18 protein-coding genes are annotated in these 17,204 nt (G+C 42.4%); 13 read left to right on the forward strand and 5 right to left on the reverse strand.

The window, feature by feature from the left end; translation table 11 throughout:
* Nucleotides 1–12: 12 nt before the first annotated feature.
* A complete protein-coding gene (locus Phpb_RS19805; RefSeq protein ID WP_065391859.1) occupies nucleotides 13–1,596 on the forward strand; it encodes an aldehyde dehydrogenase (NADP(+)) in 1,584 nt (527 codons plus the stop codon).
* A 60-nt stretch (nucleotides 1,597–1,656) separates the two neighbouring features.
* A complete protein-coding gene (locus tag Phpb_RS19810; RefSeq protein ID WP_065391860.1) occupies nucleotides 1,657–3,258 on the forward strand; it encodes an APC family permease in 1,602 nt (533 codons plus the stop codon).
* 137 nt (nucleotides 3,259–3,395) lie between these two features.
* Here Phpb_RS19810 and Phpb_RS19815 read toward each other — a convergent pair whose 3' ends face one another.
* A complete protein-coding gene (locus Phpb_RS19815) occupies nucleotides 3,396–4,469 on the reverse strand; it encodes a nitrilase-related carbon-nitrogen hydrolase (RefSeq protein ID WP_065391861.1) in 1,074 nt (357 codons plus the stop codon).
* A 279-nt stretch (nucleotides 4,470–4,748) separates the two neighbouring features.
* On the opposite strand from Phpb_RS19815, the gene Phpb_RS19820 reads away from it, so the two are divergent.
* The 6 genes from Phpb_RS19820 to Phpb_RS19845 all read left to right on the forward strand — a co-directional run bounded on the left by Phpb_RS19820 (nucleotide 4,749) and on the right by Phpb_RS19845 (nucleotide 7,273).
* The gene (locus Phpb_RS19820) at nucleotides 4,749–5,189 is read left to right on the forward strand and encodes a cupin domain-containing protein (RefSeq protein ID WP_065391862.1); all 441 of its coding nucleotides are present in this window, start codon (nucleotides 4,749–4,751) and stop codon (nucleotides 5,187–5,189) included.
* A gap of 99 nt (nucleotides 5,190–5,288) precedes the next feature.
* The gene (locus Phpb_RS19825; protein ID WP_065391863.1) at nucleotides 5,289–5,531 is read left to right on the forward strand and encodes a type II toxin-antitoxin system ParD family antitoxin; all 243 of its coding nucleotides are present in this window, start codon (nucleotides 5,289–5,291) and stop codon (nucleotides 5,529–5,531) included.
* Entirely contained in the window at nucleotides 5,524–5,817 is a 294-nt protein-coding gene (locus tag Phpb_RS19830) for a type II toxin-antitoxin system RelE/ParE family toxin (RefSeq protein WP_065391864.1), read from the forward strand. The genes Phpb_RS19825 and Phpb_RS19830 overlap by 8 nt, the downstream gene beginning before the upstream one ends.
* Before the next feature lie 326 nt (nucleotides 5,818–6,143).
* On the forward strand, nucleotides 6,144–6,326 hold the full coding sequence (locus tag Phpb_RS19835; RefSeq protein ID WP_065391865.1) for a type II toxin-antitoxin system HicA family toxin: 183 nt from the start codon (nucleotides 6,144–6,146) through the stop codon (nucleotides 6,324–6,326).
* A gap of 52 nt (nucleotides 6,327–6,378) precedes the next feature.
* Nucleotides 6,379–6,786 carry a type II toxin-antitoxin system HicB family antitoxin gene (locus tag Phpb_RS19840; RefSeq protein ID WP_046394422.1) on the forward strand — a complete coding sequence of 136 codons (408 nt, stop codon included), beginning with the start codon at nucleotides 6,379–6,381 and terminating at the stop codon, nucleotides 6,784–6,786.
* 265 nt (nucleotides 6,787–7,051) lie between these two features.
* The gene (locus Phpb_RS19845) at nucleotides 7,052–7,273 is read left to right on the forward strand and encodes a type II toxin-antitoxin system Phd/YefM family antitoxin (RefSeq protein WP_065391866.1); all 222 of its coding nucleotides are present in this window, start codon (nucleotides 7,052–7,054) and stop codon (nucleotides 7,271–7,273) included.
* A gap of 34 nt (nucleotides 7,274–7,307) precedes the next feature.
* Here the strand turns inward: Phpb_RS19845 and Phpb_RS26150 are convergent, their stop codons facing one another.
* Both Phpb_RS26150 and Phpb_RS19850 read right to left on the reverse strand, forming a co-directional pair.
* Nucleotides 7,308–7,454: a hypothetical protein gene (locus Phpb_RS26150; RefSeq protein ID WP_161786667.1), complete on the reverse strand. Its 147-nt coding sequence runs from the start codon at nucleotides 7,452–7,454 to the stop codon at nucleotides 7,308–7,310.
* Nucleotides 7,455–7,564: 110 nt separating this feature from the next.
* Nucleotides 7,565–7,987 carry a MarR family winged helix-turn-helix transcriptional regulator gene (locus tag Phpb_RS19850; protein WP_036806164.1) on the reverse strand — a complete coding sequence of 141 codons (423 nt, stop codon included), beginning with the start codon at nucleotides 7,985–7,987 and terminating at the stop codon, nucleotides 7,565–7,567.
* Between the two features lie 160 nt (nucleotides 7,988–8,147).
* Between Phpb_RS19850 and Phpb_RS19855 the strand changes: the two genes are divergently transcribed.
* The 5 genes from Phpb_RS19855 to Phpb_RS19875 all read left to right on the forward strand — a co-directional run bounded on the left by Phpb_RS19855 (nucleotide 8,148) and on the right by Phpb_RS19875 (nucleotide 14,573).
* The gene (locus Phpb_RS19855) at nucleotides 8,148–9,167 is read left to right on the forward strand and encodes an alpha/beta hydrolase (protein ID WP_065391867.1); all 1,020 of its coding nucleotides are present in this window, start codon (nucleotides 8,148–8,150) and stop codon (nucleotides 9,165–9,167) included.
* 507 nt (nucleotides 9,168–9,674) lie between these two features.
* Nucleotides 9,675–11,648 carry a PTS mannitol transporter subunit IICBA gene (locus Phpb_RS19860; protein WP_065391868.1) on the forward strand — a complete coding sequence of 658 codons (1,974 nt, stop codon included), beginning with the start codon at nucleotides 9,675–9,677 and terminating at the stop codon, nucleotides 11,646–11,648.
* Nucleotides 11,645–12,808, forward strand: coding sequence for a mannitol-1-phosphate 5-dehydrogenase (locus Phpb_RS19865; protein ID WP_065391869.1), 1,164 nt, complete (start codon nucleotides 11,645–11,647; stop codon nucleotides 12,806–12,808). The genes Phpb_RS19860 and Phpb_RS19865 overlap by 4 nt, the downstream gene beginning before the upstream one ends.
* Nucleotides 12,809–12,898: 90 nt before the next feature.
* Nucleotides 12,899–13,441 (forward strand): MltR family transcriptional regulator, encoded by a 543-nt coding sequence (locus tag Phpb_RS19870; RefSeq protein WP_082302649.1) that lies wholly within the window; start codon nucleotides 12,899–12,901, stop codon nucleotides 13,439–13,441.
* Nucleotides 13,442–14,291: 850 nt separating this feature from the next.
* Entirely contained in the window at nucleotides 14,292–14,573 is a 282-nt protein-coding gene (locus Phpb_RS19875; RefSeq protein WP_065391871.1) for a hypothetical protein, read from the forward strand.
* Between the two features lie 135 nt (nucleotides 14,574–14,708).
* On the opposite strand, the gene Phpb_RS19880 is transcribed toward Phpb_RS19875, so the two are convergent.
* Nucleotides 14,709–15,467 carry a DUF4184 family protein gene (locus Phpb_RS19880; RefSeq protein WP_065391872.1) on the reverse strand — a complete coding sequence of 253 codons (759 nt, stop codon included), beginning with the start codon at nucleotides 15,465–15,467 and terminating at the stop codon, nucleotides 14,709–14,711.
* Between the two features lie 323 nt (nucleotides 15,468–15,790).
* Complete coding sequence (locus tag Phpb_RS19885) at nucleotides 15,791–16,984, reverse strand: DmpA family aminopeptidase (protein WP_065391873.1); 1,194 nt, start codon at nucleotides 16,982–16,984, stop codon at nucleotides 15,791–15,793.
* Nucleotides 16,985–17,204 lie beyond the last annotated feature (220 nt).

Consider the following 17,204-nt stretch of genomic DNA (forward strand, 5'->3'; position numbering starts at 1 on the left):
GGAGGAATCGTTATGTTGGTAATACATTCAGGTATGCAGTTTATTGGTGGTCGCAGGCAAGCAGAGGGAGAACGCTGTTTGCACAGCCGGCGAGCGGTGGATAACTCACCAATGGGTTATGCGTTTTATCAGGCTACACGACATGAGGTCGATCTCGCCGCCCAAGCGGCGGCCGATGCATTTACATGTTATAGCCAAACATCGTTAGAAGAACGAGCCGTTTTTTTAGCTAGAATTGCTGATGAAATTGATGCGCTCGGTGATGATTTCATTGCCCTTGCATCAGAAGAAACGGCTCTGCCTCCCGCCAGACTTCAAGGTGAACGGTCGAGAACGAGCGGGCAAATGAGGTTGTTTGCTACACTGTTACGCCGTGGTGATATTCATGCTGCTCGCATTGATACTGCTCAACCTGAGAGAAAACCGCTTCCCAGAGTTGATATTCGCCAGTGCTATATCCCTCTAGGCCCTATTGCGATTTTCGGCGCCAGTAATTTCCCTTTGGCTTTTTCAACCGCGGGTGGTGACACGTCGTCAGCATTAGCTGCGGGTTGTACCGTTGTTTTCAAAGCACATAGCGGCCATATGGCTACCGCCGAAATCATCGCAGAAGCCATTGAACGCGCTATTATCGCCACACAAATGCCCGCAGGTGTATTCAATATGATTTATGGCAATAGCGTGGGTGCAGATCTAGTTAAACACCCCATTATTCAGGCCGTCGGTTTTACCGGTTCACTCGCTGGTGGACGTGCACTGTTCGATGTGGCTATGCAGCGACCACAACCTATTCCGGTTTTTGCTGAAATGTCGAGTATCAATCCGGTCATTGTGCTGCCAAATGCCTTAGCACAGCGGGGGGAACCGATCGCTCAAGAGTTAGCGAATTCATTTACGTTAGGTAGCGGTCAGTTTTGTACCAAACCAGGAATAATCTTGGGTATTCGCTCACCAGAATTTGATCAATTTATTACTCACTTGACGCAGGAAATCACGCTTCGTCCGGCACAGTCGATGTTAAACCAAGGCACGTTGCTCAACTATCAAAAAGGTATTCATCAGCTGGACGATGAACCCTTAATGACACGGTTAGCCATTGGCGAACATCATGAAAATCAGGCAAGTTCGATGCTGTATCGCGCAGATATTGCTTTGTTGTTGAATAAAAATGCCCTGTTACAAGAAGAGGTTTTTGGTCCTGTTGCTATTGTGATTGAAGTCGAAAGCCAATATCAGCTTTTACACGCAATTGACTGTTTGCAGGGGCAGCTTACCGCTACCTTGATTGGTGAGCACGATGAATTAGCAAATGCACATGAGCTTAGTCGACGATTACAGAGCATCGCGGGCAGGGTGGTTGTCAATGGCTATCCAACGGGCGTTGAAGTATGTGATGCTGTGGTTCATGGTGGGCCTTACCCGGCGACTTCAGATGCAAGAGGGACCTCAGTCGGCACACTGGCCATCTGGCGTTTTCTGCGCCCGATCTGTTTCCAAAACTATCCCAAATCCTTACTTCCGCCTGCACTGCAAGACCATAATCCGTTAAATATTTCTCGATTAATCAATGGGGTGATGAGCCGGGAAGTATTGTAAAACGCGCAGTTACCCGACTTTGACGTATATCAAATAAGAAATAGGAAAGGGCGAATAATTATGGCGCTATACAAAGCTTCTTCACTGCCAAAATCCGACTCAGGGCAGGGTAAATTTAAGAAACAGTTAACACTCACGGATTTAACCTTCATTGGATTAGGGGCTATTTTTGGCTCTGGCTGGTTATTTGCGGCCAGTCATGTGTCTGTTATTGCGGGACCAGCAGGGATCTTTTCTTGGGTGATTGGCGGTATCGCCGTGCTCTTACTCGGCATTGTTTATTGCGAACTGGGTGCGGCATTGCCGAAATCAGGTGGTATTATCCGTTATCCGGTGTTTTCTCATGGTGAACTCATGGGGTATTTAATGGGTTCCATCACCTTAATTGCATTTTCCAGCTTAATCGCCATCGAAGTTGTCGCGGTTCGACAATATGCGGCGGCGTGGTTTCCATTTCTCAGTCAGCCTGGTTCTGGTGATCCGACACTGACAGGCTGGCTGGTTCAATTTATTTTATTAGCATTTTTCTTTTATCTTAATTACAACAGCGTGAAAACCTTTGCGAAATCCAACAATATTATTAGTATTTTCAAGTTTATCGTTCCGCTGCTTGTCATTATTGTCCTGTTTAATTATTTCAACCCGAGTAATCTGCAAGTTCACGGATTTTCTCCTTTTGGGATATCGGGTGTTGAAGCTGCGGTTTCAACGGGTGGTATTATCTTTGCTTATCTTGGCCTAACGCCCATTATTTCTGTCGCTGGTGAAGTGGAAAAACCTCAAAAAACAATTCCTATTGCCCTCATTCTGTCTATTTCACTGTCTACGGTTATTTATGTTTTATTACAGTTAGCTTTCCTTGGCGGGATACCCTCTGATTTACTTCTTGGTGGCTGGAATAACATTGGGCAATATTTTTCATTGCCGTTTCGTGATATAGCCTTAATCCTCGGTGTGGGGTGGCTCGCTTTTTTGGTGGTATGTGATGCAGTGATCTCTCCAAGCGGTACTGGGAATATTTATATGAATGCCACTCCCCGTGTAGTTTATGGTTGGGCAAAAAGTGGGACGTTATTTAATGTGTTTACCCATGTTGATGAAAAATCGGGGATACCACGTCCCGCACTTTGGTTGACGTTTATTCTTTCTGTTTTTTGGACATTACCTTTTCCTTCATGGGAAAAACTCATCAGTGTTGTTTCTGCGGCGTTAATTCTGAGCTACGCATTAGCCCCAGTAACCGCTTCTGCCTTACGCCGTAATGCTAAACAGATAAAACGCCCTTTTTATGTTAAATGGTTTGCGATCATTGGCCCGCTTTCTTTTATTATTTCCGCTTTCATTGTTTACTGGTCTGGTTGGAAAACCGTTTCCTGGTTGCTCGGATTACAGATTGTCTTGTTTTTTATCTACTTGTTATTTAAAAATAAAGTTCCTATAGGTAAAGTGAGCCTGCGCCAACAGATAACTTCCGCCTTATGGCTGATCGGTTTTTACAGTGCCATGATCATTCTGTCTTATTTAGGTACATTTGGCGGTAAAAGCATTATTCCTGCACCTTGGGATATCATTGCAGTGGCAGTGATCTCTTTAATTGCTTTTTATTGGGGAACTTTTAGTGCTTTACCCAATGCTATTTTACCAACGGAGGATGAGGATTAGTGCTGATATAGATAAAGGATAGAGAAGGGGGTTAGCGTTTAAGGTTGGCTCTGGAACTGATAGATGGTTTTATTAAAGCTCACTGAATCGTTAAAAACAGTGAGCTAATTTTTTGTATTTTTAGGCTTTTGTCAGTTTTATGGGATTTTGGTGTAATCAGGTGTGCTTAGTGTTTCAACAGCCTCTTTCGGTTCATGAGGACCTGGGTAATGTTTTCTCAGGAGACTGAGAGTGTTGTAGGATATCGGATCACTTTTCCCATCCGTACTTTTGAAGCCGGAGCGATCGATTTCAGCAATGACGAAATTGCTGTTGGTATTATCAGCTTGGGCAATGATGAAGCCGTTGTTGTCGAAAATGGTTGCTTTTCCGATAGAAGGCATGATGGTCCATGCGTTTGAGTTCGATGCGTACGAGGCCGTGTTAACCATATGAAGCCAGTATTGCTCCCGCCAAAGTTTGTCTCTAGCAGTTAAATTGTAGGGCCATGCGGCGATATGAATGTTTTCATGTTGAGCCATCATATTGTAGGTCATAAGAACTTTGAAATGTTCACCACAAGAAAGCTGGCCAATTCTACCAAGAGGGGTATTAACGACTTTCAAGTTATCAGCCATAGGTGCATCCGAGAAGAAACCCCGCTCTCCGCGTGAAGGATTGATTTTACTTCTTTTATCAATCACAACGCCATCCGAGCCGACAAGTATTTGAGTCATATACAGATTTTTGGTCTTGGTGTTTTTCTCCGAGATCCCCATAGACAAATAGACATGGTTATCAGACGCAATTTTCAGGAGCTCTTTCCACTCTTTGCTGCCGATTTCGATGGAGTTATCAACGTATTTTGAAAAAGGCTTAGGAGGCATCCCCATTGCGTATTGCGGGTCTCCATTGATAAATCCAGGGAGCCAGAGCTCAGGGAATGCTACAAGTACGGCACCCTGAGCTTTGGCTTCTTTCACAAGTCGGTCCGCTTTTTTTAAGCTAGCTTCCACATCAAAGCGTACAGGGGCGGCATTGATCGCAGCAACCTTAATTGGACTGGTATCTGTGAGGAGCTCATTTTGGATGGTTTCAGCAGCAAACGATGAACTTATGTTGATGGATAACAGAACAACCAGAGAAGCTTTGAAAAATCGCGACGGGAGTTTGGGAGGGATTTTATTTATAGTGCTTATTTTTGATGAACTAAACAGATGGCGAAATTTCATAAATTTTCCTTATTATTTTGTTGGGAGGAGAAGGGTAATTGACAACAAAATCGCATGCAATAGTTCTAATGCGTGGTTAAACTTTTTAAACCTGTAATATTTTGTTTTAATTAGATTTAATTTTGGAGGACGGGCATCTTAAATATGGGGGCTAGTTCCCAAAGTTCTTTAATATAAAGCTATTGCGTGACCCTGTTTACTGGTCAAGTAAATCCTAAGGTTTTCGACAGACATTGTGATGTAATAGTATTCTTAACAATTTATGCGCAAGGATTCCATATGCGGTTATCTATTCAAACTTTATCGGTCTTTACATCTTTTGCTTTCCTCATTGCTCCGTTTTTCACTCAAGCACATAGCGATAATACTACTGGTATTAACGTTGAAAAATTGCTTGAGACTGAAAAGTCTTGGGATGGTGTGTCTTATCAGGGATACCCTAAAGGCACTCCTCAGCTTTCAGTTCTTAAAATTACTATTGCTCCAAATACCAGCCTTGCCTGGCATGAGCACCCGATACCTAATGTAGCTTACGTACTGGACGGAGTGTTAACGGCAGAAAACAAATCCAATGGCGAAAAACGTCTTATAAAGGCGGGAGAGGTGTTATCCGAGATGGTTGACAGCACTCATCGCGGTTACACAGGCAAAGAGAGTGCTACTCTCGTGGTCTTCTACGCGGGGCAAAAAGGAATCCCTCTTTCTAAACCCGTTGAGTAAAAATCACTCGGGTACATAGCGGGCTATAGTCCACTGGTGATCATAATTATGCCTTGCTATAATTGTATTACTCAGTAATACAATGAAGAGACGAATTTTATGGCACGAATAACTAGTGTTACCCTTGGTGAGCACTTCAACGGGTTCGTTGGTGATATGATCCAATCTGGTCGTTATGGCAACACATCCGAAGTTGTCCGCGATGCTTTGCGCCTGATGGAGGCTCGCGAGCAGCGTATTCAGAATGTTCGTGAAATGGTGTTGGCTGGACTGAATTCCCCCGTCAGCAAAAACAGCATGGATGATATTTTTGTAATGGCAGCGAAGGACTTAAATGTATAAGTTTTCCGAGTTGGCTGATGAAGACATATTTCATATTGCCCGTTATACGATACAGCAGTTTGGTCAAAATCAGGCGAGGTGTTATCACGATGAACTGAAAAGAACTTTTGAGCTACTAGCCACATCTCCCTGGATTGGCAGGGAATGTGATTGGGTATGCGCAGGAATGCTCCGCTTCGAGTTCAAGAAACATTCCATCTATTACATGTTGCAGGATGGCGACATCTTCATTTCACGCATCATTCACCAGTCGATGGATGTTGATATACTCGACTTCCCAGAGTAAGTTGTTATTCCAAGTTTAAAATGTCACTCCATTTCCATATCAGTTGCACGTAGCGAAAACCTGTTGCCAAACTAAAAATGCTGGTAACAGGTTTATATCAAAGCCTTGCTGTTTAACAAAATTATAAATAGGGGAAATATAGATGCACAGCGTGGTTTCATTTCAATGAAATTATTTTTTCTGGTATTTTCCCCTCAATAAAAAAGACTGTGCCGACCATTAAGGAAATATATTACTGTATTTCTCATACCCACCATAGGTATTGGTGTTGATGGTGGGTATGAGAGGTGTTATTATTCTCTTGGTTTTGATTAAAGAGAGGGATAATGTCTAGCGATGAACTAATAAAGCAAATCAAAGCGGTTGGCTGGAATTTTGTGCGAGCCAATGGTTCGCACCATGTTTTCGAGAAATCAGGGGAACCCGGCCCGATAGTAATTCCGCATCCGCGCAAAGATTTGGCGGTTGGGACGTTCAATAAAATACTTAAACAAGCAGGACTGAAATAACTTAATTAAGCGGTTGAAAGGCCGCTCTTTAATCAAAGAAGAAGGTGTAAGCATGAGATATCCTATTTATTTACATCAGGCTGACGACGGATCGTTTTCCGGTTTTGTGCCAGACGTGATCGGATGTTACTTTGCTGGCGATACCATTGACGACGCTATTAGCGATGCTCAAAACGCATTAGATACTTATTTTGAATACATGAGCGAAAAGGGAGAGGCTCCAGTACAAGCCAGAACTGTCGCTGACCATCTAAGCAATGAAGATTGCACCGGCGGCGGTTGGGCTTATGTTGACATGGATTTAACTAAATACGATGGAAAAGCCGTCAAGCTAAACATTACTATGCCCCAACTTTTGTTGGGTAGAATTGATGAATACGTGAACTCACATCGTGAGTATCATAGCCGCAGCGGATTCTTGGCTGAATTGGCTCGGCGTGAGCTGTCGAAACACTCGTAAGATAATCCCTCTATCAAAGCCATGAAAAGCCCGCTAATAAGTGGGTTTTTTCTTTCAGAATACCAAAGTGACATGACTATATTGGTGCTACAACCAGAGTGCGCCTAATGTATATTATGTTAAATAGCCTTAGAAGATGAACAACTTCACATAGAACTAGGTGGTTTTGGTACCCTTTCCTGTTCTAGTGTTACGATAGGTTGAATGATGTACTTTTTATATGTACATTGCATGTGTACACCTACTTCTACCTAAGGAGATAACCATGCAAACCTATACCTCAACTCAGGCCAGAGCCAATATTTCTGTGGTGCTGGATACCGCAGTCAATGGTGAACCTGTTGAAATCACCCGTCAGGACGGCAGCGCTGCCGTAGTGATCAGTAAAGCGGAATTCGAGGTGTATCAGAATGCAAAGCTGGATGCCGAGTTTGATGCCATGATGCAACGTCATGGTCATACAGTAGCAGCGTTGACTGACCGATGATTTGGGTGAGTGCTCAAGAAGTTATTGCCTTCCACTAGTCGGCGCTGAGCCTTCTTTCATTAGCTTCACGGCTTATAGTCAGGTTATCGATATCTAATTCAGCTCCCTTTCCTATCGGTGAAATACGAGGGAGGTTTGCTCCATATAGCTTGGGAGCAAACTGGTTCAATTTATTCAACATGGAAACTCACCTTACGATCAAATGCTAAGGCTCAATGAAATACTATTGCCCTCCTCTCCTTTTCAGGCCATCCAGAACTGAGGGTAGTCAGCGGGGGCAGTTCATGGCCCCTATAAGTCTTCCAGTAAATTTCTGGCAAGTTGCCTGAGCATTTCTAGTTCCTCATCTTTCATCCGCATGATGCAGCGGATCTGATTAGGAAGAGCTGTTATCAACTCTTTCTGCGCCATAGCCTTTTCAGTCAGTACAACTTTCTTCATCCGCTCATCACCGGCAACCGAAACCCGGTTTAAAAACCTCTTGGCTTCCAGTTTTTGTACAAGTGGAGTCAGTGTTCCTGAATCAAACAACGTTTTCTCGCTCAGTTCCCTGAGAAGAATATTGTCCTGGTCATACAGGGCAAGTAGCACGATGAACTGCGGATAAGTCAGATCAATTTCTTTGAGGAGCGGCCTGTACTGGCGGATCAGGGCATTTGTGACCGAATACAGGGTGAAACACAATTGTCCGCCTAATATGCTGTTTTTGCTCATTTTAATGTTCTCTTTCAGGGAATCAGTATAAAAAATTATAAATAATATTTGAATAAAAGTATATTGTGTACAAGTATTATTCGTGCAATATTAATTTTGAGTATGGGATGTAAGCCTTCCCTGAAGAACACAACAACCACACAATTTACCGAGGATTATTATGAAACCAGTATCTGCTCTCCTGACCTCTGCCTTATTTGCCTCCATGACTTCTACCGCCGCAACACAACCCGTCAATTCCCCGGCACCGACGACTGGTGTACAGGCATTTCTTGATGTTCTGAATTCCGGTCACGGCAGACCGATAGAACAGATGACCCCGCAGGAAGCCCGCCAGGTGCTGTCGGATGTACAAAAAGGCGCAAAACTGTCTGCCGCACAGCTATCTGAAAAAACGATAACCGTTAACGGTCAGGACATTAAGCTGAAAATCGTGAAACCGGAGAACGCAATCGGAATGCTGCCTGTGTTCATGTTCTTTCATGGCGGTGGATGGGTGCTGGGTGATTTCCCGACTCACGAACGTTTAATCCGTGATCTGGTCAGGGCATCCGGCACCGTAGCTGTGTATGTGGATTACACTGCGTCTCCAGAAGCCCATTTTCCTGTGGCCATCAGTCAGGCTTATGAAGCCACGAAATGGGTGGCAGCGAACGGTAAGGAAATTGGTGTTGACGGAAGCCGTCTGGGCCTGGTTGGCAACAGTGTCGGAGGTAATATGGTAGCCTCCGTTGCCTTGCAGGCGAAACAGTATGGTGGACCAGAAATACGCTATAACGTAATGCTGTGGCCTGTTACGAATGCAGACTTCAATACTGTGTCCTATAACCAGTATGAAAATGGCTATTTTCTCACGAGAAATATGATGCAATGGTTCTGGGACAATTACACAACCAGCGCCGCAGATCGTAACAATATTCTTGCTTCTCCGCTGCGAGCCAGCACCGGCCAGTTGAAAGGATTTCCGCAGACACTGATTCAGACAGCTGAACTAGACGTACTGCGTGACGAGGGCGAGGCATTCGGTCGTAAGCTGGATGCAGCAGGTGTACCAGTGACGGTTACCCGCTATAACGGCATGATCCATGATTTTGGTCTGCTTAATCCGCTGAGTAAAGAGCCAACAGTCAGAACGGCAATAGAACAGGTCGGCGCAGCACTACAGAAACACCTGAAATAACCGCACCTTTCTGAGTTGGCATATAGCTTACAGGGTGCAGTCCCGCTTGCAAAAGTTTTTAGAACATAGCGCCCTTGCTGGGCGTTATGTTCATGATCAGGAAGTTTCCAGTGGTCGATTGAAAATCCTAAGATTGAGACTCATCAAATCCCTTAACGTGAGTTTTCGTTCCACTGAGCGTCATATCCCGTTTTGGATAAAGATATTTTGTGATCTAATTCTCTATTTAAGAAAAATGCCCACTAAATAAAAAGTGATTTAGTTCACGTTATTTTTGTTTTAAGGTTAATGTTTGAGCGATTTAATTTTTCTGCATGAGTAAAATGTGATCTGAGCAAGATAAATAAGGGGCGAAGAAGAGGAGCTTGGTGATATTAATCACAAAAAAACCTCGCGGTACGCATCCGAAAAAAGGCGTGATAAAGTGAAGGTGTTCAACAATCAACAGGCGTTATTTGGCGATAACGTCTACCAAACCTTATCTTTCTCGTACCACGAGGTTTTGTCATGGTAACATCAAATATCAAATTAAAGGTACAGAATTTTGGGCGCTTTCTCAGTAATATGGTCATGCCCAACCTAAGTGTTTTTATTGCGTGGGGGCTTATCTCTGCCCTATTCATCCCGACTGGCTGGTTCCCGAATGAGACGCTGGCGCGACTTGTCGGCCCTATGATCACCTATCTGCTCCCCCTGCTGATTGGCTATACAGGAGGCCGCCTGGTCGGTGGCGAGCGCGGTGGTGCCGTTGGCGCTATCACAACCATTGGGGTCATTGCCGGCGCAGAGATTCCTATGTTTATGGGGGCTATGATCGCAGGCCCATTAGGAGGTTTTGCCATCCGTCATTTTGACCGCCGGGTGGAAGGTAAAGTTAAAAGCGGTTTTGAAATGCTGCTGAATAACTTTTCATCAGGCATTATCGGGATGCTTCTTGCAATACTTGCCTATCTGGCAATTGGTCCTCTAATTGCTGAGATATCAAAAGTTCTGGTTGCCGGTGTGAATGTGATAGTCACATATAATCTGCTGCCGCTGACGTCTATCGTTGTCGAACCGGCAAAAATTCTGTTCCTCAACAACGCAATCAACCACGGTATTTTCTCTCCCCTAGGGATTCATCAGGCAACTGAAACGGGAGCCTCTATTTTCTTCCTGATTGAAGCAAATCCAGGGCCGGGGTTAGGTGTTTTGCTGGCTTATATGTTCTTTGGCAGAGGGAATGCCCAACATACGGCTTCCGGTGCGGCCATCATTCATTTCCTTGGTGGTATTCATGAAATCTACTTCCCGTATGTATTAATGAATCCTCGTTTGCTGATTGCATTGATCCTTGGCGGCATGACAGGAGTTTTCGTCATGGGGGTATTCCATGCTGGACTGATTTCTCCGACATCTCCTGGCTCTATTTTTGCTGTACTGCTGATGACGCCGAAATCTTCTCTTATTGGTGTGATTCTTTCAGTGTGTAGTGCAACATTGGTCTCATTTCTGGTATCAGCCATTTTGCTGAAGAGAACCCGTATCGGTGATGAAGATGCTTTGAGCTATGCCACTCAGCGTGTACGTGAGATGAAAGCACCCAACTTGGCGAATAAACAGAGAGAAGCCGCTCTGACAGACCGCCATAATAAAAATTTATCCCACGTGAAAAAAATTGTGATTGCCTGTGACGCGGGTATGGGGTCAAGCGCGATGGGTGCGGGCTTACTAGCGAAAAAAGTGCATGATGCGGGATTGATTGACATTTCTGTTACCAACATGGCGATAAACGATCTGAAAGATGATGTGGATATCGTGGTGACGCACCGGGATTTGACAGACAGGGCAAAAATCTTTGCGCCGGGCGCCATTCATATCTCACTGACCCATTTTCTGAACAGTCAGGTATACAGCGACCTTGTTACCCGATTGATAGCAGAAAAGCACCCGAATGCGGCAAACGATGGCAGGATTGCGCGCCGGTCTATCGCGGCTGCCAATGATGAATATTATGACGAAGAAAACCAGGAGGATCAGCTATTTACACTGAATGAGAGCCATATTTACCTTAATCTGACCGCACAGACCAAAGAAGAAGCGATCCGTTTTGCCGGCAACAAGATGGTGGAAGGTGGTTATGTCGAACCGGACTATGTGGATGCGATGCTGGCAAGAGAAAAGCTAACGTCTACCTATCTGGGGGAATCTATTGCCGTTCCTCACGGTACGATTGACGCGAAAGACCGGGTGCTTAAAACAGGCATCGTGATTTGCCAATATCCGGCCGGTGTTCAATTTGGTGAAGAGTCTGACGAAATCGCTTGTCTGGTGATAGGTATTGCGGCTCGTAGTAATAAGCATATTGAAGTCATTGCCCACATTACCCGCACGTTTGATGAAGACGGCGTGATTGAGCGCCTGAGCAAAACGCAGAGTGTTCAGGAAGTGCTGGAAATCTTATCAGGGAAAGTGCCGCTTGAGCAGAGAGGTTTATCATGAAAGTGATTCATTTTGGCGCCGGTAATATTGGTCGAGGCTTTATCGGTAAACTTCTGGCGGATGCTAATTCAGATATGACATTTGCTGATATTAACCAGCCGCTGGTTGACCAGTTGGCACATAAGCAGTCCTATCAGGTTCATATTGTGGGCAAAGAACAACATCGCGTTGAAAGCGTGCGACAAGTTAATGCCATCAATAGTTCTGATCCGAAAACAGTGGGATACATTGTACAGGCTGACATGGTGACAACCGCCGTTGGCCCGCAGGTATTGGAGAAGATCGCCACAACATTGGCAAAAGGCATCATGTTGCGCAAAGAAACAGACAATGACCGACCTTTGAACATTATTGCCTGTGAAAATATGGTTCGCGGAACTAGCCAGTTGAAACAGCATGTACTGGCAGTTATTCCACAGGTAGATCATGAATGGGTACAACGGCATATCGGTTTTGTTGATTCAGCCGTAGACAGAATTGTGCCGCCAACAGATGCCGCCAACGATGAGCCTTTGGATGTCACCGTTGAAACATTCAGTGAGTGGATTGTTGACCAGACACAATTTAAAGGGGAAATCCCGACTATCAACGGCATGGAACTGACCAATAACTTGATGGCGTTTGTGGAGCGTAAACTGTTTACCCTCAATACTGGTCATGCCATCACGGCTTATTTGGGACAACTCTTCGGTCATAAGACGATTTGTGCCGCAATCAATGATCCTCAGATTCGTACCATTGTTAAAGGCGCAATGGAAGAAAGTGGGCGGGTATTGATAAGGCGTTACAGTTTCTCCCCTGATAATCATGCGCAATATATAGAAAAGATACTGAATCGCTTTGCTAACCCCTATTTACAGGATGATGTAGAACGCGTCGGGCGTCAGCCGATACGTAAACTCAGCCCGGAGGACAGGTTAATTAAGCCGTTATTAGGGACTCTGACGTATCATTCGGCGAACGATAACCTGATTACAGGCATTGCTGCGGCTTTGCGTTTCAGGAGTGATTCTGATCCGCAGGCTGTAGAAATGAGAAGGATTATTAACGAGGAAGGTATAAAACAGGCAGTTCTCCATATTTGCCGACTGGATGTTCAGTTTCCTATTATTGAGCGTATATGCAGTGAATATCAGCGCTTAGGGGCACTTATCCGGTGAACACGGTAATCAATTTCTATACTTAATGAAACTGTTAAAATTCACTTCATAGCGACAGGGAACAACGTCGTTGTGAAGTGAAGAATCATCATGGAAAATAGACAAAAAACAGAAAACCAACTCCTCGAACGGCTCAACAAGCGAACTGAGGTCAAGCCATTTATTCAGGAAGTGATCCACCTGATAACGGGAGCTATTGACCAATTGATGCTAAAAGTTTTCCGTAAAGATGATTATGCCGTGAAATATGCTGTTGAACCGCTCCTCCAGGGAGATGGCCCGCTGGGCGAACTGGCAGTCAGACTTAAATTGGCTTATGCGCTTGGCGCTATTTCCCGTGAAATCTATGAAGACATCGAACTTTTTCTGGCTTTAAATGAAACGTTACAGCAAGAACAGCAGCGCTATGAATTTACGGATGATGAAATCATCGGTCCAGTCAGGATGTTGCACTGTATGGGGGTTTTACCTGAAATGATGCGCTTTGACCAACCAGAGGATGTGATTGATCAGCAATTGATTGATTTACAAAAGTACCGATATAAACAAATGGTGCGTTCTTCTTTAGTGCTGGCAGTGACGGTATTAGTTACCGAAATTTTGGATACGGGGAAGATTGGAATAGGGATATGAAGCCCGACTCGCCAAAGTGGACAGCATCGCAGTATTACAGAAGGATAGATACTCCGTCCCAATAATATGTTGTCACCCTCCTCTCCTACTTTTCTGGATGAGTACAATGGTACTTTTTGAAGCTTATGTTTGGTTGTGTTTGAAGATTAACTTTTAAATTAAATTCACTTTTCATATGAAAATATAAAAAGTGAATTTATTATGAAAATAAAAATAATGTTTTTGGAAATCATGAATGTTTTTATTTGGCAGCCACATAATTACGATGAGAGTACTTATTCGGAAGTATTATAGTTAATAGATATAGCATTTGAAGGCAATAATTATAAAAAGAATTTTTACCCTAATTATTCTGAAAAAATATGAAGTAAAATGTTTGCTGTTAATCACATTAAGAACATCCAGGGTCAGGATAGTTGACATTATTACCAGAAAATCCACCGGTTTGAGTGAGTTAAATATAAGCGCATTTCTTTTTATCTCAATTGTCAGTGCCGATTTACCCTTATTTAAGACGCCGCTATATTGTTACCTTTTCAGATTAAATATGTGAGATAAATCATAAATTCTAGAGAGGTTAAATATACTGATATTAAAGATGGTTTCATAGGAAACTATAGAAAAATAAATTGTCATTATATATTAGATTTGCCCTTTTTGATTTCTGGTACTATTATGATAAGTGGAAGTTAGGTTTATAACCTAGGATGAAAAATATAAGCAGTTTTTGAATTTTAAAATTGTAACATCATCGATGTGGTGATTTATATTTTGCATACATTATCACATATGATTTTGGTAAAAAATACGTTTAAATATGTAAATTCTGAAACTATTTGAGGAGAGTTTTATGCTCAAGAAATTATTAACAGTTGGGGCATTAACAACAGCATTAATCGGAGGAATTGGTACTGCATCGGCAGGACTTTGTAATTCTCAGGAACCACAATATATGACTGGGGGTAAGTATTATAGATATGTTGTTAATCCTTATGATAATTTTGCTAATGTATTCACAGAGGATACTAGATTTGGAAGAATGACATGGTATTTTAAAAGTCGTATTGGACCTTGCGAATTTCACACTGGATATAATGCTTTCCAAGCTTACTATGAAGGTAGGATAAATTAAAGATTTTTAAAGAATACACATAAACCTCGTTAAAAATAACGGGGTTTTTGCTTTTATCATGAATAATAATATTTCCTATTTTCCTTTGTTATTGACTACGTTGTTTGAATCAATATAAATGCCAATAGATTTTTATTAAACAGGTTTATTCTTCTCAGAGTAATACCTTATCCATAACGCAATAAATACCAGAATAATAGAAAAAACTGGTACAGACAGAGTAAGTTCCTTAAAAATAAACCTGCTCATATTTATCCCCGATACCTCCCAGGATAAAAACAATGCTACAGGGCATGTTAAAAACCCTGAGATAAATCCAATAACAATCAAATAGTAAAGTTTTCTTTTGTTCATTTTTTGAATAACAGGAGCCAATGTTTTCTGATATCTCCAATACTTCATGGTGAGGTACAATAACCCTAACAATGAACTGAGATGCTGTAGGATTTTATATATACTTATCCCCTGCCCGTTGATAATGGAATGAAAAATTCGTAATTTTAATAGAGGAATTAGCTCGACAAAAAAACCTTTATCGTGTGTGAATGCATCCCAGACAATATGAGTTACAGCTCCTAGAAATAACGACAGCACAAAAATAATTCTATTCTTATAGCTCTGTTTTTCATAACGAGCAAAGGGTATGGGGAAAAGGACGGATAAAGGATATGACAAAAGACGTACAATTAAAAATATCAATAGACATAAAGGAAATGTGGTATAAAACCATCCGGGTAAGTGATGCGCAGTAGTTGCTACATCATATAACCCAACAGAGTAAAAGAAATCAGGAGACAAACTACCCATAATTAGCGCAGGTAAATTCAATAACCTTCCCCCCGGAAGATTTTTCAAAGGAAAAACGGCTGCTGGATGTGAAAATGTCCACGGCATTGCGAAAAATCCTGAAATAAATGTTAAAGTCTGAGATAGGAAATTTTACCATTGGCCGTTCTTCTGGACAATTACCGCCGGTGAATTTAGATATTCCAAATACTACATCGTATTGTTGAAGCATGTTGTTGAAGGATGGTAGTTACCGACTTCAATTTCAGATTTATACCCGTTATCTTTCAAGTTGCCTCTTTGTTGGCTGCACTCGCTCACCCCGGTCACATAGTTCTCTATGCTCCCGGGGATTCACTCCCTTGCCGTCGCGACGCATCTTGAAATCCATAGGGTATAGAACCTTTAATCAAACTCGGTAACTTGTTTTTTTAAATTGAAGTGTCAGATTGAGTTTGAGCTAAGATATTATGTTTTTTTAATATCTCTTGAACTCTGTCTTTAGGAATAGAAAACGAAGTATTGCCATTTCTCCCAACCATTTTTTTGGCGGCGATCATAGCATTAATTATTGCTTCTTCTGTTGCATTTATTGTGGCCTCATATAAAGGATCTAGTTTATCATTTGACAATATTTTTATTGTTTTTATATCTTCTCTAGAGAATGCATCACTATTTGCGGTTGAGAATGCAATAAATATCTCACCGCTGGTATTTCTGGCTACCCCACCTACCTTTGCCAGCCCAAGAGATACTCGTTTAGCTATTTTTTCTAATTGGTGAGGAGCTAATGGTGCATCTGTGGCTACCACCGCTATTATAGAACCGGCATCCTTTATTTCTTTCTTGTTTCCATGATATATCGGCTTGAGATCCTGTATTTCTTTACCCACTGGAATCCCAGCAATAATCAAATCATCCCTATCACCAAAGTTGCCTTGAACAAGAACGCCAACAGTATATCCGCCATCTTTTTTATCTAGAATTCTTGATGAAGTACCTGTGCCTCCTTTAAACTTAAAAAGGTTCATTCCTGTTCCGCCGCCGACATTACCCTCTTCTATCGGCCCTGATTTGGCGCTATTCAACGCATGATATACATGTTCTTTCTTTACATGCATACCGTTTATATCATTTAATATTCCATCCCACGTTTCTGCAACCACAGGTAATAACCAAAATAAATCATCTTTTAGTGGCGACGTTAGATTATTATCAAACATCCAGCTAATTGTTGAATCTCTAACAACACCAACACTATGAGTATTGGTTATTAATATTGGCGTTTCCAGGAAACCACTTTCTTTGACCCATTGATTGCCTGTCATATCTCCATTCCCATTTAAAGAGAATGTACTAGAAAATACCGGGCTAAATTTCTTTCCTCTTGGAAATATCGCTGTCACGCCTGTTCTTATTGGTCCTTTGCCAACCTCTAGCTTTCCATCGCCTTCTATTATGGTTGAATAGCCAACTTCTACACCACTAACATCTGTAATCGCATTATATTTCCCGGTTACTCCAGAGAAAGGAATGCCTAAATCCCTTGCTCTAATCTCATTGGCTAAAGCGTTAGAAGCTATCACTGTCGATATAGATAAAATTATAATGTTTAATATTTTCATAACTACTCCTTGTTATACCAAATTAACTCGAAGGTTTAAGATTCAGAACACGAAGATCCAATACGAGAAGGATTCGTTTTTGACCAGTCGGTATGCCATTTTGCACTGTTCTCTCATTATCTCTAATTGTTGTTTTAAAGTTGAAGATTCGCCACTATCAATAACGCTCACCGATCAAGTGAGCGTTAAATTCTGTATCAGCTATAAAGCAACTTCTATA

It is taken from the genome of Photorhabdus namnaonensis, assembly GCF_001684335.1.
Lineage (GTDB): Bacteria > Pseudomonadota > Gammaproteobacteria > Enterobacterales > Enterobacteriaceae > Photorhabdus > Photorhabdus namnaonensis.

Bases quoted from the DNA above. Each gene is read 5' to 3' on its own strand.
- Phpb_RS19805 (WP_065391859.1), top strand. From the start codon at position 13: ATGTTGGTAATACATTCAGGTATGCAGTTTATTGGTGGTCGCAGGCAA.
- Phpb_RS19810 (WP_065391860.1), top strand. From the start codon at position 1,657: ATGGCGCTATACAAAGCTTCTTCACTGCCAAAATCCGACTCAGGGCAG.
- Phpb_RS19815 (WP_065391861.1), bottom strand. From the start codon at position 4,469: ATGAAATTTCGCCATCTGTTTAGTTCATCAAAAATAAGCACTATAAAT.
- Phpb_RS19820 (WP_065391862.1), top strand. From the start codon at position 4,749: ATGCGGTTATCTATTCAAACTTTATCGGTCTTTACATCTTTTGCTTTC.
- Phpb_RS19825 (WP_065391863.1), top strand. From the start codon at position 5,289: ATGGCACGAATAACTAGTGTTACCCTTGGTGAGCACTTCAACGGGTTC.
- Phpb_RS19830 (WP_065391864.1), top strand. From the start codon at position 5,524: ATGTATAAGTTTTCCGAGTTGGCTGATGAAGACATATTTCATATTGCC.
- Phpb_RS19835 (WP_065391865.1), top strand. From the start codon at position 6,144: ATGTCTAGCGATGAACTAATAAAGCAAATCAAAGCGGTTGGCTGGAAT.
- Phpb_RS19840 (WP_046394422.1), top strand. From the start codon at position 6,379: ATGAGATATCCTATTTATTTACATCAGGCTGACGACGGATCGTTTTCC.
- Phpb_RS19845 (WP_065391866.1), top strand. From the start codon at position 7,052: ATGCAAACCTATACCTCAACTCAGGCCAGAGCCAATATTTCTGTGGTG.
- Phpb_RS26150 (WP_161786667.1), bottom strand. From the start codon at position 7,454: ATGTTGAATAAATTGAACCAGTTTGCTCCCAAGCTATATGGAGCAAAC.
- Phpb_RS19850 (WP_036806164.1), bottom strand. From the start codon at position 7,987: ATGAGCAAAAACAGCATATTAGGCGGACAATTGTGTTTCACCCTGTAT.
- Phpb_RS19855 (WP_065391867.1), top strand. From the start codon at position 8,148: ATGAAACCAGTATCTGCTCTCCTGACCTCTGCCTTATTTGCCTCCATG.
- Phpb_RS19860 (WP_065391868.1), top strand. From the start codon at position 9,675: ATGGTAACATCAAATATCAAATTAAAGGTACAGAATTTTGGGCGCTTT.
- Phpb_RS19865 (WP_065391869.1), top strand. From the start codon at position 11,645: ATGAAAGTGATTCATTTTGGCGCCGGTAATATTGGTCGAGGCTTTATC.
- Phpb_RS19870 (WP_082302649.1), top strand. From the start codon at position 12,899: ATGGAAAATAGACAAAAAACAGAAAACCAACTCCTCGAACGGCTCAAC.
- Phpb_RS19875 (WP_065391871.1), top strand. From the start codon at position 14,292: ATGCTCAAGAAATTATTAACAGTTGGGGCATTAACAACAGCATTAATC.
- Phpb_RS19880 (WP_065391872.1), bottom strand. From the start codon at position 15,467: ATGCCGTGGACATTTTCACATCCAGCAGCCGTTTTTCCTTTGAAAAAT.
- Phpb_RS19885 (WP_065391873.1), bottom strand. From the start codon at position 16,984: ATGAAAATATTAAACATTATAATTTTATCTATATCGACAGTGATAGCT.